Origin of the sequence: Oerskovia sp. USHLN155 (genome assembly GCF_037145535.1) — a bacterium.
Taxonomy (GTDB): domain Bacteria; phylum Actinomycetota; class Actinomycetes; order Actinomycetales; family Cellulomonadaceae; genus Oerskovia; species Oerskovia rustica.
Genome location: NZ_JBBCXG010000008.1, coordinates 270,678 through 285,777 on the forward strand (window position 1 = coordinate 270,678; position 15,100 = coordinate 285,777).

Consider the following 15,100-nt stretch of genomic DNA (forward strand, 5'->3'; position numbering starts at 1 on the left):
ACAGGATCGATCATGACGGCACGCCCCGACGGCCCGCCCCGTCGACCGACGACCGCCCGCCGCAGGATCGCGCGCGTCGTGGCGCCCCTCGTGGTCGCCGGGCTCGTCCTCGCCACGGCCGGTTCGGTCGTCACCGGGGACGTGGGGCCTGCGTCCGCGTCGGCGCCCACGCCCGTCCCGGTCACCGCGGTCCAGGGCGACAGCCGGTCGGAGGGCCGCGCCATCGGCGGCACGGTCGGGCAGGACGTCGCGCCCAACTTCTCGGCCGACGGCGCCGGCCCCGAGACGCCGTCGACCGTGGCGAAGTCGCTCTGGTGGCGATGGACTGCTCCGGCGTCGGGCCCCATCAGCTTCTCGACGAGCGGCAGCGAGCTCGACACGACGGTCGCGGTGCGCCGGGCCTCGGCACCCCGGACCGTGGTCGCGACCAACGACGACGACGGCGACGTCTCGACCTCCCGGGTGACGTTCGACGCGGTCGAGGGCGAGGAGTACCTCGTCGAGGTCGGCACCAAGGCCGGCGAGCCGGGCCTCGTGACGCTGGCCTGGCAGGAGCCGGCCCCGTCGCTCGACGCGGCGCCGAGCGGGCCGAGCGCCCTGGCCGAGACCGCCCTCACGACGACGGCGGTCCCGCTGAGCGGCAACACGGGGGAGAAGCCGCAGTCCAAGCTGTGGTTCGCGCACGACACGTGGTGGGCCGCACTCGCGTCGACGAGCACGACCCCCGCGGGGACGTGGGTCTGGCGCTACGACCAGACCGCTGGGACCTGGACGAACGTCGTGCGGATCTCGGACCGCACCGACGTGCGCGCGGACGTCAAGGTCGTGGGGGACGTCGCGCACGTCCTGCTCCACGGCCCGACGACGGCGCTCGTCTCGGTCGAGTACGTCGCCTCCTCGAACTCCTACCAGCCGTGGTCCCAGCGCCAGACCGCGACCGCGGTCTCGCTGCCGGGCAGCGAGACGGGCACGATCGACGTCGACACGACGGGCCGGCTGTGGCTGGTCTCCGACACGAGCACGAGCATCCAGGCGCGCTACGCCGACTCCCCGTACACGTCGTTCTCGGCCCCCGTCACGGTGGCCTCGGGTGTCCTCGACGACGACATCGGCATGGTCACGGCGCTGCCGGGCGGGAAGATCGGAGTGCTCTGGTCCAACCAGAGCACCGAGCGATTCGGCTTCCGCACGCACGTCGACGGTGCCGCTCCCGCGACGTGGACGGCCGACGAGAAGCCCGCGCAGTCCTCGGCGCTGAACCTCGGCGACGGCATGGCCGACGACCACATGAACGTCGCGGTCGCGTCCGACGGCACCCTCTACGCCGCGGTCAAGACGTCGTACGACTCCCAGGGGGCCACGGTGATCGGACTCCTCGTCCGCCGCCCGAACGGCACGTGGGACCCGATCTACGAGGTCGACCGGCTGGGCACGCGCCCGATCGTCGAGATCGACGAGGTCACGGGCCTCCTGCGCGTCGTCTACACGCACAGCGAGGTCCTCGACGACATCATCGAGAAGGTGACGCCGCTCGCGTCGATCAGCTTCTCCCAGAGCGCCAGGACGGTGCTCGACGGGACGTACAACAACGTCACGGGCGCCAAGCAGAACGTGCAGGGCGCGACGCTCGTCATGGCGGCGTCGAGCTCGACCGCGGGCACGGCCCGGCTGCCGTGGATCGACCCGCGCGGGCCCGTCGCGACGGCTGGTCTCACCGCGACGTCCGTCGGGGTCGCCGCGACCGGGACCCTCAAGGGGTCGTCTCCCGTGGGCGGTGCGCTGACGTTCGAGGTGGTGGCCGCTCCGTCGTCGGGCACGGTGACGGTGACGAACCCCGCCACGGGGGCGTTCACCTACACGCCCGCCGAGGGCTTCGTGGGGGCGACGAGCTTCACGTTCCGGGTCAAGGCTGGGGCGACGTGGTCGAACGTCGCGACCCAGAGCGTGCGAGTCACCGCGGTGGCCGGGGCCCGGGGCACGTGGGAGCTCGACGAGGGCGCGGGCGTGCTCACGGCGGACTCCTCGGGCTGGGGGTTCCAGGGCACGCTGACCGGGGGGACGAGCTGGGTCACGGGCAAGGCGGGCAAGGCCGTGCGTCTCGACGGGTCGACGGGCAAGGTGTCCGTGCCGGACGCGGACGGGTTGGACGTGTCGTCGGCGCTGACGGTGTCGGCGTGGGTGCGTCCGGAGCGGTCGGCGACGCAGTACGTGGTGAAGAAGGCGGTGTCGGGGTCTGCCGACGGTTACGAGCTGGGCATCTCGAGCGCCGGGAAGCCGTTCCTGCGGGTCAACCAGAAGACGTCCGGTGACACGTTCCGGGTCAATGCGACGTCGGTGCTCCCGACGAACGGGACCACGTGGGTGCACCTCGCGGGAACCTATGACGGGCAGCGCCTGCGCATCTACGTCGACGGCGTCGAGCAGGGGTCGATCGCCGGCCCCTCGTCGGTGGGCGTGAACACGCTGCCGCTGACGATCGGCGCGCAGCCTGACGGCCTGTACCCCTTCCAGGGTGCGGTCGACTCGGTGCGCCTGTCCGACCGGGCGCTCACCGCGGCCCAGGTCGCCGAGCTCGTCCAGGGCAGCGGCCCCGTGCCCATGACCCCGGTCGCGACCGACGGGGCCTCCACCACGACGACCGGCACCGCGGTCACGGGCACGCTCGCGGGCAGCTCGCCGAGCGGTGGCGCGCTGACGTTCGAGGTGGTCGCCGCTCCGTCGTCGGGCACGGTGGCCGTGACGAACCCCGCCACAGGGGCGTTCACCTACTCGCCCGCCGCAGGCTTCGTCGGGACGACGAGCTTCACGTTCCGGGTCAAGGCCGGGACGACGTGGTCGAACGTCGCGACGCAGACCGTGCGCGTGACCTCGGTCGCGGGGATCCGCGGCCTGTGGGGCCTCGACGAGGGGACCGGGACCACGACCGCCGACTCGTCGGGCTGGGGTCAGAACGGAACCCTGTCAGGCGGCATCACGTGGGTGACCGGGGTCGACGGCAAGGCCGTGCGCCTCGACGGGTCGACGGGCACGGTGTCCGTGCCGGACGCGGACGGGTTGGACGTGTCGTCGGCGCTGACGGTGTCGGCGTGGGTGCGCCCCGAGCGCCACGCGACGCAGTACGTGGTGAAGAAGGGGGTGTCGGGGTCTGCCGACGGTTACGAGCTGGGCATCTCGAGCGCCGGGAAGCCGTTCCTGCGGGTCAACCAGAAGACGTCCGGTGACACGTTCCGGGTCAACGCCACCTCGGTGCTCCCGACGAACGGGACGACCTGGGTGCACCTCGCGGGGACGTACGACGGGCAGCGCCTGCGGATCTACGTCGACGGCGTCGAGCAGGGGAACGTCGCCGGTCCTGCGTCGGTGGGCGTCAACACGCTCCCGCTGACGATCGGCGCGCAGCCCGACGGCCTGTACCCCTTCCAGGGCGCGGTCGACCAGGCCCGGCTGTACGACCGGGCGCTCACCGCGGCCCAGGTCGCCGAGCTCGTCCAGGCCGTCCAGCCGCCGGCCGCCCCGCCCGTCGCGCAGGACGTGGTCGCATCGACCGTGAGCGGGACGCCCGTCACGGGCACGCTCGCGGGCAGCTCACCGAGCGGGGGGACGTTGACGTTCGAGGTGGTGGCCGCTCCGTCGTCGGGCACGGTGACGGTGACGAACCCTGCCACGGGCGCGTTCACCTACACGCCCGCCGCGGGCTTCGTCGGGTCGACGAGCTTCACCTTCCGCGTGGGCGCGAACGGGCTCTGGTCGAACGTCGCGACGGCGTCCGTCCAGGTCGCACCCGCGGGCGGCCTCCGCGGCGCGTGGGACCTCGACGAGGGCACCGGCCTCGCGGCGGCCGACTCGTCGGGCTGGGGCAACGCGGGGGCACTCTCGGGCGGGACGACGTGGGTCACGGCCGGTGGCCGGTCCGCCGTGCGGTTCGACGGCGCGACGGGCAAGGTCACGATCCCTGACGCGAACGCCCTCGACGTCTCGACCGCGCTGACGGTCGCCGCCTGGGTGCGGTCCGAGCAGGTCGCGACGCAGTACGTCGTCAAGAAGGCCGCACCGAGCGCGACCGACGGGTTCGAGCTCGGCCTGTCGAGCGCGGGCAAGGCGTTCCTGCGGCTCAACCAGGCGACGTCGGGCGACACCTTCCGCGTCAACGCCACGTCGACCTACCCGTCCGACGGCACCACGTGGGTGCACCTCGTGGGCACTTACGACGGGCAGCGGATGCGCCTGTACGTCGACGGTGTCGAGCAGGGGAACGTCGCGGGCCCCGCGTCGGTCGGGGTCAACACGCTCCCGCTCCTCCTGGGCGGGCAGCCCGGCGGCACGCTCCCGCTCAAGGGGGCCGTCGACGGCGTGCGGCTCTACGACCGGGCGCTGAGCGCTGCCGAGGTCGCCACGCTCAGGACGCAGACTCCGCCGCCTGCCTGACGTCCCGGGTCGGGGGACGCTCGGCCCTGGAGCGACGCTCGTCCCGGGCCGCGCGGACCCGGCTCGCGAGCACCCGTCGGCCGTGGCCCAGGGCCACGATCTCCCGGAGCAGCAGCTGACCCGGCCAGCGGCCGAGGGCGGCCGTGAAGGACACCGTGCGCAGCCGCGAGGGGTAGAGCTCGTTCTGGTCGGGGTACAGCGACGGGTGCATGCACGAGTCGAGCAGGTCGAGGTCGCCCTGGGCGGCGAACCGCTTGACGGTCAGCAGGCGGCCGAGCACCCCGGGCGCGTGCTGCGCCCACTTCTCGGCGTACTCGTCGTACCAGGCGAACAGGGTGCCTCCGGACCGCAGGAACGCGGCCATGTAGAGGGTCTCGCCCGCAGGCCGCAGGGCAAGGAGCGTCGCGCGCCCCGCAGCGGCGTGCGCCCGGAAGACGTCCACGAACCACTCGGGTCCCTCGCGCAGCCGGGAGAAGCCGACCCCGTTGCGGTCGGGGTCGGCCTTCCAGGTCTCGAGCTCGAACCGGAGGAACTCGGCCGGGTCCTCGACGACCTCGAGCGTCAGCGTGTCGAGCTCGGCCGGGACGCCCGCGGCCTCCGTGAGGCGGCGGGCCCGACGGCGGACGGCCTTGGCGCGCGACCTCGGGAGGTAGCCGAAGCTCCCCGGGGCCTCGACCTCGGCGAAGCGCACCGCGGCGCGTTCGTCGCCGCCCCAGACGTGGAGCGTCGAGCCCTCGTCCGCGAAGGCCCGCTGGAGCGCGGCACCGCCCGGGCCGTCGCCCGAGACGAACGCCATCTCGATGCTCCCGCCGAGCTCGTGCGAGAACCGCCGGAACGCCCGCACGAGGCCGGTCGCGGCGCGCCGGGGGTCGTCCGCTCGCAGGAGCGGGACGCCGAGCGAGGTGAACTGGTTGAGGATCGGCCCGTCGTTGGACGCGTGCCGGTGCGGCCAGCGGCGGTTCGCCGGGACCATCTCGTAGGGCATGAGCGCGAGCCACGAGCCGCCCGACTCGACGACCACCAGGCGCAGGGTGCGGTCCGGGTCGAAGTGCGCGGCGGTCGGGACCAGGAAGTCGGGCCCGTAGAACACGTTGGGCTCGGCGGCGTGATCGGCGAGGTCCCTCCAGCGGGAGACGTCCTCGGGACCGAGGGTGGAGACCGCGACGAGGCGGACGGACAGGCGGGGCGAGTCGTTCGAAGGCATGGGTTCCCGTTCGAGGGGAGGCGGCACGACGTGCCGCACGGCGGAGCGAGCCCTTGCGGGCTGCACGGGGGAGCGGCGGGGGCGAGAGAAGATCCTCGATCGACCCGGAGGGGGAGGAGAGGAGGTGTCAGCGAACCGTCGGGAGGCCCGACGGAGGGCCCTCACCGGGGTGCAGGAGGCCGAGCTCAGGGCCACGGTAGGTCGTGCGGTGGAGGTACACGGGGGCGGCCGGTGCGGGGTCGGAGGACGCGTCGGTCCACGCCCTGCCCGTGTGCCCGAGCGTCGCGGCGAGGATGCCGCGGTCGTTCCATGCCATCGCTCGCCCCCCACCGGGTGTCGTCCCGATCATGACGCGTCCTCGGCAGTCTCGCCCGGCGTGCCCACGACGCGGTCGCGCAGTCGGCGCAGGGTCGGCACCGAGCGCACGAGGAGGCGCGGAAGGAGACCGCGCGTCGCGAGCACGACCCCGACAAGCGTCCGGCGGTCCCGGTAGAGGCCGCTCGGGCCGACGTTCTTGGGGTGCAGGCACGGGTCGAACCGGTCCGCGGTCGTGCTCCCCAGGACGAACTCCTGCTCCATGACACGCCCGATCACGCCGGGGCTGAACCTCGCGAAGCGTTCGTCGTACGTGTCCATGAGGGAGTACAGCGTCCCGCCGGCGCCCAGGAGCATCGACATGTACACCACGTCGTCGCCCGCGACGAGCGTGAGCAGGTGGAGGTTCTTGCGGTCGCGCAGGCCGTCGGTCACGTCGGTGAACCACTCGACGGCTCCCGGGGTCACGTCGAGCGCACCGCCGTCCTGGTCGACGTCGCCCTTCCAGCCCGAGGCCTCGAGGGCGACGAAGTCCTCGAAGGCTCGCGGGTCCGCCCCGCGGTCCTCCATGAGGAGCGGCCGTCCGGCCGACTCCTCGAGGCGGCGGGTCAGCCGCTCGACCTGCTTGCGCTTGGAGCGGCTCAGGGCGTCCCGGGGGGCGGGCGCGTCGCTCGCACGGTCCAGGAACGCCCGCTCGAAGCGCGATCGTTCGAGCATCGGGACGCCGGCGCGGTGGCACGCGTCATGGAGGGCGTCGCTCAACGCGCCGTCGCCGGGCAGCAGGGTGAGCTCGACGAGGGGTGGGAAGCCGTTGCGCCGGTCTGCGAGGTAGCCGAGCAGGTGGTCGAGCGCGGTCGCCGCGTGCTCCGTGTCGACGAGGGGTGCGCACAGCGGTGCGTCGTCCTTGAGGAAGGCGCCCGCGGTCGTCGCGTACCGCAGCGGTGTGCCGTGGAACCGCTCGTCACGGCTGAGGGGCAGGAGCGCGATCATCCGGTCGTCGCGCTCGACGACGAGCAGCACGATGCCGGTGGTCCGTGCGAGCCACCGGGATGCCGAGAGCAGGTAGGCGGGGGACAGGAACGGGTTGGGTTCGAGCGCGCGGTCCACGAGGTCGGCCCAGCGCTCTGCCTCGACGGGCGTCACCTCGCCCAGGCGCAGCGTCCTGGCGCGCACGGCGCCGGCCGGGTTCACGCCGGCCCCCCGGGGCTGTGGGCCCGGGCGCCACCGAGGACCTGGTCGAGCCGGGCGCGGGCGTGGGACCAGTCCATCTCGGCCGCGTGCGCGCGCCCGGCCTCCTGGGCGCGGACGAGCAGGGACTCGTCGTCGGCGAGCGCGGCGAGGGTCTCGGCGAGGGCGGCGACGTCGCCGGGGGGCACGAGGATCCCGGCGGTGCCGACGGCCTCGGGGATCCCACCGATGTCGGAGGCGACGACGGCAGCGCCCGCGGCCATGCCCTCGAGCGCCGTCAGGGCGAAGGGCTCGGCCCAGCGCGAGGGGACCACGACGACGTCGGCGGTGCGCAGGACCTCACGCACCTCGCCGCGGGGGAGGAAACCCGTGAAGGTCGTCGGCACGGTCGTCCCCGCGGAGCGTCGGCGCAGGTCGCGCTCGTAGGGCGTCAGGGGGTCTGCGGCGTCGAAGCCCGCCGCACCGACCACGGTGAGCCGCACGTCGGCGCGCGCGAGGCGCCGGACCGCGTCCACGACGACGTCCACCCCCTTGTCCGGGATGGCGCGACCGACGAACACCACGTGCAGGGCGCCGCCGCGCTCCGAACGGCCCGCCGAGGGCGCGTCGCCGGTCGGCGCGTCGACCCCGTTGTGGACCACGACCACGCGGTCCCGGAGACCGGGCGGGAGCAGTGCCGTCGTCTCGTCGGCCAGGAACGCGCTCACGCACACGATGCGGTGGACCGGCCCGAGCGTGCGGGCCAGCTCGCGGTGGCCGTAGGTGCGCAGGAGCTGGTTGTGCGCGTACAGCACGGGCAGGTGCCGGTCGGCGTCGACGAGCGGGACGAGCTGGGGGGCGTTGTGCGCGAACACGTACGACGGCGGCCAGGCGGCCTGGTCGCGGACGGTCGCCGCGAACGCGCGCCGGGCGCCGTGACGGGGCAGCCCCATGCGTGAGGCGGCCGCGTCGGTGTAGCGCTCCCAACCTCGCGCCGAGGCCTGCGGGTACTCGACGACGTGCGCGCCGTCGTAGCGGTCGGGGTAGGTGCCGCGCGCCACGACGACCGACGACGGCGCGGAGCTCGGGGACGCCCCCCGCACCAGGCCGTCGACGACCGTCGGCACCGCGCTCCCGGTCCGCGGGGAGTAGTGGTCGCCGGGGGTCAGGACGTGGACGTGCCCGCGCTCGGGCGGCGTCTGGTCGGACCACTTCATCGGGACCCCTCCTGACCGGGTCAGATCACGTCGGCGAAGCCACGCTCGAGCTTCTGGAAGATCAGTGCGCCACCCGTGAAGGCGAGCCCCGACACCACGACCAGGGCGACGACCTGCCACGCCTCGGGGGCCGCCTGCCCGAGCAGCGACCAGCGGAAGCCCTCGAGCAGCCACGTGAGCGGGTTGATGTTGAAGATCCACAGCAGGTTCGCCGGGACGGCCTCCAACGAGTAGGCGACGGGGGTCGCGTACATGAGGATCTGGACGACCCAGGGCAGGGCGTACCCGACGTCGCGGTACTTGACCATGACGGCCGAGCTCGCGACCCCGATCGCAGCGCCCAGCAGCACGGCCAGCAGCGTCCAGAACGGCAGGAGCAGGATGGGCCACCCGGGGTTGATCCCGTAGACGAACAGCAGGATCACGAACAGCCCGAACGCGACGGCGTAGTCGACGAGGACCGCGAGGATCGTCGAGAGCGGCACGAGCATGCGCGGGAAGAAGACCTTCGACACGAGCGACTGGTTCGCCACGAGCGACGACGACGAGCGGCTCGCAACGCCGCTGAACACGTTCCACGCGAGCTGGCCCGCGAAGGCGAAGATGAAGTAGGGGACGCCGTTGCTCGGCAGGTCCGCGACCTGACCGAACACGATCGCGAAGATCCCGGCCGCGGCGAGCGGCTGCAGGATGACCCAGGCGACACCGATCACGGTCTGCCGGTAGCGCAGCAGGACGTCGCGCCGACCGAAGCTGATCAGGACCTCGCGGGCCTCCCACAGCTCCTTGACCGACGGCAGGTCCCACCGCCCGGGCGGGGTGATCACGGTCTTGCTCATCGTCACCACCTCTCGTACTGGAAGTCGGCCAGGACCATGCCGTGGGTCAGCGCCTCGTCGGACGTGACCTCGGGGTACGGCGGGTTGGGCAGGATCTCGAAGGCTCCCGCGCCCTCCCAGGCGTCGAGGATGCCGGTCTTGCAGACGTACAGGTCGTACGTGTACTTGCCCGGCTTGAGCCACAGGTCCTTGATGGTCAGCGCGCCGCGCTGGGGGACGCTCGGGTCGAGCCACAGGCCGACGAGGCGGGAGTCGCACTGGACGACGATGTTCCCGTTCATGTCGTTGACGTGGCACGAGACGAAGTAGCTGCCGACCAGGTCCGGGTTGGCGCCCACCGCGAACTCGATGACCTTGTCCTCGGTGGGCTCCATGGTCTCCTCGGCGATGGTCGCCTCGGTGAAGCGGAGCTCGCCGGTGCCGGCGCGCCGGGACGCGTCCTGCTGGGCGACGTGGAAGCTCGTGAAGCTGTTGCGGTACTCCGCGAGCGCGTCCTCGACGTTGCCCGCGTAGGTGAGCTTGCCCTGGTCGAGGTAGATCGCCCGGGTGCACAACGCGGAGACGGTCTGCGCCTGGTGGCTCACGTACAGCACCGTGCGACCGTCGCGCGCGACGTCGCGCATCTTGGCGAGCGACTTGGCCTGGAACTCGGCGTCGCCGACCGCGAGGACCTCGTCGATCGCGAGGATCTCGGTCTCGAGGTGCGCCGCCACGGCGAACGCGAGGCGCACGTACATGCCCGACGAGTAGCGCTTGACCGGGGTCTCGAGGAACTTCTCGACGCCCGAGAAGTCCACGATCTCGTCGAAGCGACGCTGGATCTCCTTGCGCCGCATGCCCAGGAGCGTGCCGTTGAGGTAGACGTTCTCCCGACCTGTGAGCTCGGGGTGGAAGCCGGTGCCGACCTCGAGCAGGCTGCCGACCCGCCCGCCCAGCTCGATGCGGCCCGCCGACGGTGCGGTGATCCGGGTCAGGAGCTTGAGGAGCGTGCTCTTGCCCGCACCGTTGCGCCCGATGATGCCCAGCGCCTCGCCCCACGGGACCTCGAAGTCGACGTCCTTGAGCGCCTCGAAGTCCTCGAACTCGGGCTTGTGCAGCGGGTGCTTGACCCGGTTGATCACTGCCTCGGCAGCGGTCGTCGGCCGGAAGCCGCTCTTCGCGATGCGGTAGGACTTGCCCAGGCCCTTCACGGCAACAGCGGGATCCGCCACGGTGTCCCCTTCGGCATGGTGTCCGCGCGATGCGGATCGAGTGGTGGTCGGAGGCGTCTCGACCGGTGAGAACCGGGCCGTCTGCGACACGGGCACACTATCAGCGGGCGCGCGCCGTATCAGGGCCTGGAGCGGGTGGAATTCTCCGACAGCCACGCGACGATCGGTGCGGTCGTGCGTTCCCACGGCAGCTCGTCCATCGCCCAGCGGTAGGTTCGTCGTCCCTCGTCGTCGGCGAGCGCCGGGTCGGGCCCCAGCCGTTCGACGAGCCAGGCGACCCACTCGTCGGTGTCGTTCGTGACGCGCGCGGGGGAGCCCGGGTGCGCGCTCGCACCGTCGGTCGTGGCGATCACGGGGCGCCCGGTCGCGAGGGCCTCGCCGAACTTGACGGGGGCGCCGACCCCCGCGCGCACGGGGACCCCGACCACGCGCGAGACCGCCGTGAGGTCGGACAGCGCGGGGACGCGCCCGAGCGCGCGGAAGCCCTCGATCTCGGCGAACCGCGCGGGGGTGCCGTTCCCCGCGACGTGCCACTCGGCGTCGGGCACGGCCTCGCGCACGCGGGGCCACACGTCCTTGGCGAACCACGCGATCCCGGCGGTGTTCGGGGTCCAGGACCAGTTGCCGAACATGCCGACGACGGGCGGCGGCGCGGCGGCAGGGGGCCGCGGCCACTCGGACTCGTCGATCCCGTGCGGGGCGACGATCCGCTGCGCGGTCCCGCCGTCCGGCAGGCGGTCGAGCTCGGCGGGCGAGCAGACGGACACGGCCGACGCGTCGCGCAGGACGCGGTCCTCGATCTGGCGGAACGTGGCGGCCTCACGGGTCCTGCCGTACCGGGACAGCCAGGGGCTCATGACGTTGTGGACGTCGACCAGGACGGGGACGCCGAGCCTGCGCCCTGCTCCGCGCAGCAGCGCCCAGGACTCGAGGTGGGCCACGATCACCTGGTCGTACCGACCCGAGCGCGCGCGACGGCGCGCGAGGAAGTAGCGGGTCGGGTGGGGGAGGCGCTTGTGGAGGAACGGCGCGAAGCGCTCGACGGTCGCGATCTCCCGCAGGGTCGTGTCGTCCTGGTCCCCGGCGAGCGTCATGACGTGGACCGACCAGCCCGCGCGGACCAGGGCACGGATCTGGAAGTACTGGCGTCGTTGGCCGCCCTGACCGTCGCGGTCGGGGGTCTCGTTGCTGAGCCACAGGACCGAGCCCCGGGCACGGGCGGCGTCGGGCGGGTCCGTGTCCATGCGGTCAGCGTAGGGGATGGCCCCCTGCCCGGACGGTTCCGCGGTGGGGGTGAAATCCGCGGGGGATCGCCCCGCCCGACGGGGGTGCCGGACGTACGATCGACCCTTGGCCCACCCTTCCGGGCCCGACGGGAGCACCGACGTGACCGACCCGCCAGCACAGATCGACCCCACCCCCTGGTACCGACGACGCCGGGCCTGGGTGGTCGGCGTCGCGGGGACGGTCGTGGTCGTCACGGCGGCGGCGCTGGTCGTCCGCGCGGTCGGTGACGGAGCGGCCGCGGACCCCGGGGCGTCCGGGGCGCCCATGCCCACGGTCGTCAGTGCGAGCGAGCCTGGGGCGGCCCCGGTGTGCGGGTTCCCCGTGGTCGACAAGATCACGCACGACGGCGTCGACCCGGCCGACCTGGGCGGTCGCCGGGACGTCGTCGACGACGTCGCGACCCTGACGGACGGCACGGTGCTCTCGATGCGGGTCCGTGACGGGCTCGCCTACGTCCTGGAGTGGGACAGGTCGAACGCCTACCGCGTGACCCGCTACGACGTGACGACGGGCGAGGCGAAGGGCACGACGGACTTCGAGCTGCAGCTCGACGAGGGCAACGAGGCGTTCAGCCCCGAGCAGTTCGAGGTCGACGCCGACGGCGGGATCTACTTCCTCGACACGCTCATGCAGCGCCGTGACCTGGTCCGCTTCGAGCCCGACGGCACCCGGTCCTGGACGACGCACCTGCCCGAGGGCGACCAGACCGAGGGCGGGGTCCTCGACCTGTACGGCATGGCGATGTGGGACGACCTCGACGGGCGGCCCGTGATCGGGGTGCACGAGACCGAGCGCACCCTGCACCTCGTGGGGACCGACGGGAAGATCGTCGGCACGCGGGACGACTTCCCGGGCCAGGTGCTGGGACAGCTCCCGGACGGCGGGCTGGTGCTCGAGTCGTCGGGGAAGTCGGACGCGGGGGCCACCGACGACCTGACGGTCCTCGACCAGGACGGTGCCGAGGAGCTGCACCTCGGTGCGACCGCGAACGGCAGGTGGGCGTTCGCCAAGCCGTCGCAGCACTGGTTCGACTCCGTGGTCGGCGTCGCGCCGGCCCCCGACGGCGACGGGCTCGTGGTGATCGAGGACGGTCTCGGGTTCGAGCACGTGGGCGCGGACGGCGTCCGCCGCGGCGTGTGGCCCGACGCGCGCGCCGACCTCGACGCGGACTTCACGCTCCTCGACGGGTCGCCCCTCGTGCTCGACGACGGCACGTACTACGCGCTGACGACGAGCGAGGGGGCCGTCGCGCTCACCGCCGTCACGACCGACCGCATGGCCTACCAGCTCGGCGCACCCGTGAAGTACAACGCGATCAACGACGGGTTCCTCTCGGTCATGGGCGCGGGGGCCGGGCTCGTGACGGACGAGGTCTACAACTACTTCCCGCCGGGCGAGGAGCCCGCGGTCCGCCTGAGCCTCGACGACTCGTGGGGACGCTGGGCCGACCGGTACGAGCTGCGCTTCCAGGTGCGCGGAGACCCGCGGGTGTTCGACCCGGTCGTGGGTGACGAGCAGGTCGTCGACCTCCCTGCCGACGGCGGGGACGTGCCCGTGACGCTGCCCGCCACGCGGCCCGGGGTCTACGAGGTCGACGCGGCGCTGGTCGACCGCGAGAGCGGTGACCCGGTCTCGGGGACGTGCCTGCGCTACACGGTCGGGGCCCCCGGCGCCCCGCTCGACCTCGCCGGCCTGGCCGACGGCGCCGACTGGGGCGGGGCCTCCGTCCTGCGCGGGGTGCAGCTCGCCGACCAGCTCAGCGTGGGCAGCTTCCGCTGGCAGCTCGACTTCGGGGCGATCGTCGCCGACCCGACCGGCACCCCGAGCGCCGAAGGGTTGGTCTGGGACTCGCTCCCGAGCGCCGGCATGCCCGAGCCCGAGGAAGGGGCCGAGCCCGACCCGTTCGCCGAGCTCAAGGCCGCTGCGGCGCTCGCGGAGGCCACCGGCGTCACGCTGACGCTGCAGCTCGGGTCCGGCGGCGAGGCCGAGCGGGCCGCTGTCGACGCGGGCACCTGGGAGGGCTGGTCACGCGAGATCGTCGCGGCGATCGCTCAGGAGGCGCCGGGGATCGTGGCCTGGCAGCCGTGGAACGAGCCCAACAACACGGGCTTCGACGACGGCGCGCAGTACGAGGAGCAGATCGGTGCGCCCTTCGCGGCCGGGGCGCGCGCGGCGTTCCCGGGCGTCCGGATCGTCGGCGGGAACACCCTGGGCATCGTGCCCGACTGGTGGGCCGCGCTCGTCGAGGCCGGCGGGTGCGCCTCGATGGACGTCGTCGGGATCCACCCCTACACGGGCCTCAACCGCTCGTGGGAGGAGCAGGGGTTCTCGCAGCCGGGCGACGACCTGGACGCGCTGCGCGAGGCCCTCGCCCCGTGCGGGGACCTGCCCGTCTGGGACACCGAGTCCGGCTGGTGGTCCGACGGCGTCGCGAACTTCTGGGCGGGCGGCTCGGACGTCGCGCGCAAGCTGCTCTGGTACGGGTCCGAGGGGATCGACGAGTGGACGTACTTCTTCTCCGAGGGTGGCTTCGGGGAGTCGGGCAACTCGTGGTCGCTCGTCCAGTACGGCAGCTACGTCAAGCCGTCCGGGGCGGCGTTCGCCGCGACCTCGGCCCTGCTCGCCCCTTATGGGGCGCCCACTTTCGTCGAGACGGGCGCGCCCGGCACGTTCGCGGCCTCGGCCGTGGGACCGGCGGGCGAGCAGCTGCTCGCGGTCTGGGGCGACGACCTGTCGACCACGCTGCGCGTCACGGCCGACGGCGGACCGGGCACGCTGCGGATGGTCGACCAGTACGGGGCCGAGACGAGCGTCGAGGTCGGCGCGGACGGTGCCGACCTCCCGGTCACGGGAGCGCCCGTCTTCCTGGTGGGTGCGCCGGGTCAGGCGCTCGCGGTCGAGGCCACCCGGCCGTTCGGCCCCGACCTCCTGGCCGGGCGGCCCGTCACGGCCACCTCGACCCACGAGGAGGCCGACGCCCAGGTCGTGACGTCCGGGACGTTCGACGTGCGTGACCCGTGGCGCTCCGGTCGCCTCGCGGACGGCGTCGTCGACGAGAACCCGTCGGTGACCGTGACGACCGACGGGCCGCAGACGATCGACCGCATCGGTGTCGCGACGGCCGGGATCCGGTGCTGCAGCATGGGTCTGCGGGACTACACGGTCTCGGTCCAGCTGCCCGACGGCACCTGGCAGGACGTCGCCCAGCAGAAGGACCAGTTCGCGGACCGGGTCGCCGTGTTCGAGATCGACCCGGTCGAGGTCACCGCGGTGCGCGTCTCGGTGCCCATGACGACCGAGCGGGGAGTGCCCGTGCTCGCGGCGAACTACTCGGGCGTCGTGGGCGGGCTGCACCCGTCGTTCCTGCCGCTCACCACCGAGAGCGCCTACGTCGCGACCGTGAGCGCGCTCCAGGCCTGGGGCCCCGGAGCCTGA

Annotated in this window: 9 protein-coding genes; 2 read left to right on the forward strand and 7 right to left on the reverse strand. The window is 73.2% G+C overall.

Annotated features, from left to right (window positions below; translation table 11 throughout):
- Window positions 1–12 precede the first annotated feature (12 nt).
- Entirely contained in the window at window positions 13–4,425 is a 4,413-nt protein-coding gene (locus tag WFH32_RS13620; RefSeq protein WP_336707862.1) for a LamG-like jellyroll fold domain-containing protein, read from the forward strand.
- Here WFH32_RS13620 and WFH32_RS13625 read toward each other — a convergent pair.
- The 7 genes from WFH32_RS13625 to WFH32_RS13655 form a co-directional block, all read right to left on the reverse strand.
- Entirely contained in the window at window positions 4,397–5,629 is a 1,233-nt protein-coding gene (locus WFH32_RS13625; RefSeq protein WP_336707863.1) for a GNAT family N-acetyltransferase, read from the reverse strand. The two genes, WFH32_RS13620 and WFH32_RS13625, sit on opposite strands and share 29 nt — an antisense overlap.
- A 127-nt stretch (window positions 5,630–5,756) precedes the next feature.
- Window positions 5,757–5,945 carry a hypothetical protein gene (locus WFH32_RS13630; protein WP_191795080.1) on the reverse strand — a complete coding sequence of 63 codons (189 nt, stop codon included), beginning with the start codon at window positions 5,943–5,945 and terminating at the stop codon, window positions 5,757–5,759.
- Between the two features lie 29 nt (window positions 5,946–5,974).
- Window positions 5,975–7,135, reverse strand: coding sequence for a GNAT family N-acetyltransferase (locus WFH32_RS13635; RefSeq protein WP_336707864.1), 1,161 nt, complete (start codon window positions 7,133–7,135; stop codon window positions 5,975–5,977).
- Window positions 7,132–8,328 carry a glycosyltransferase family 4 protein gene (locus tag WFH32_RS13640; protein WP_336707865.1) on the reverse strand — a complete coding sequence of 399 codons (1,197 nt, stop codon included), beginning with the start codon at window positions 8,326–8,328 and terminating at the stop codon, window positions 7,132–7,134. Before WFH32_RS13640 ends, WFH32_RS13635 begins: the two co-directional genes overlap by 4 nt.
- Window positions 8,329–8,348: 20 nt before the next feature.
- Window positions 8,349–9,167, reverse strand: a complete 819-nt coding sequence (locus WFH32_RS13645; RefSeq protein ID WP_056764177.1) for an ABC transporter permease — start codon at window positions 9,165–9,167, stop codon at window positions 8,349–8,351.
- A gap of 2 nt (window positions 9,168–9,169) precedes the next feature.
- A complete protein-coding gene (locus WFH32_RS13650) occupies window positions 9,170–10,378 on the reverse strand; it encodes an ABC transporter ATP-binding protein (protein ID WP_191795086.1) in 1,209 nt (402 codons plus the stop codon).
- 119 nt (window positions 10,379–10,497) lie between these two features.
- Complete coding sequence (locus WFH32_RS13655; RefSeq protein ID WP_191795088.1) at window positions 10,498–11,622, reverse strand: glycosyltransferase family 4 protein; 1,125 nt, start codon at window positions 11,620–11,622, stop codon at window positions 10,498–10,500.
- Window positions 11,623–11,728: 106 nt separating this feature from the next.
- Between WFH32_RS13655 and WFH32_RS13660 the strand changes: the two genes are divergently transcribed.
- The gene (locus WFH32_RS13660) at window positions 11,729–15,100 is read left to right on the forward strand and encodes a hypothetical protein (RefSeq protein WP_336707867.1); all 3,372 of its coding nucleotides are present in this window, start codon (window positions 11,729–11,731) and stop codon (window positions 15,098–15,100) included.

Excerpts from the sequence above, each read along its gene's own strand:
- WFH32_RS13620 (WP_336707862.1), top strand. The coding sequence starts at position 13 with ATGACGGCACGCCCCGACGGCCCGCCCCGTCGACCGACGACCGCCCGC.
- WFH32_RS13625 (WP_336707863.1), bottom strand. The coding sequence starts at position 5,629 with ATGCCTTCGAACGACTCGCCCCGCCTGTCCGTCCGCCTCGTCGCGGTC.
- WFH32_RS13630 (WP_191795080.1), bottom strand. The coding sequence starts at position 5,945 with ATGGCATGGAACGACCGCGGCATCCTCGCCGCGACGCTCGGGCACACG.
- WFH32_RS13640 (WP_336707865.1), bottom strand. The coding sequence starts at position 8,328 with ATGAAGTGGTCCGACCAGACGCCGCCCGAGCGCGGGCACGTCCACGTC.
- WFH32_RS13645 (WP_056764177.1), bottom strand. The coding sequence starts at position 9,167 with ATGAGCAAGACCGTGATCACCCCGCCCGGGCGGTGGGACCTGCCGTCG.
- WFH32_RS13655 (WP_191795088.1), bottom strand. The coding sequence starts at position 11,622 with ATGGACACGGACCCGCCCGACGCCGCCCGTGCCCGGGGCTCGGTCCTG.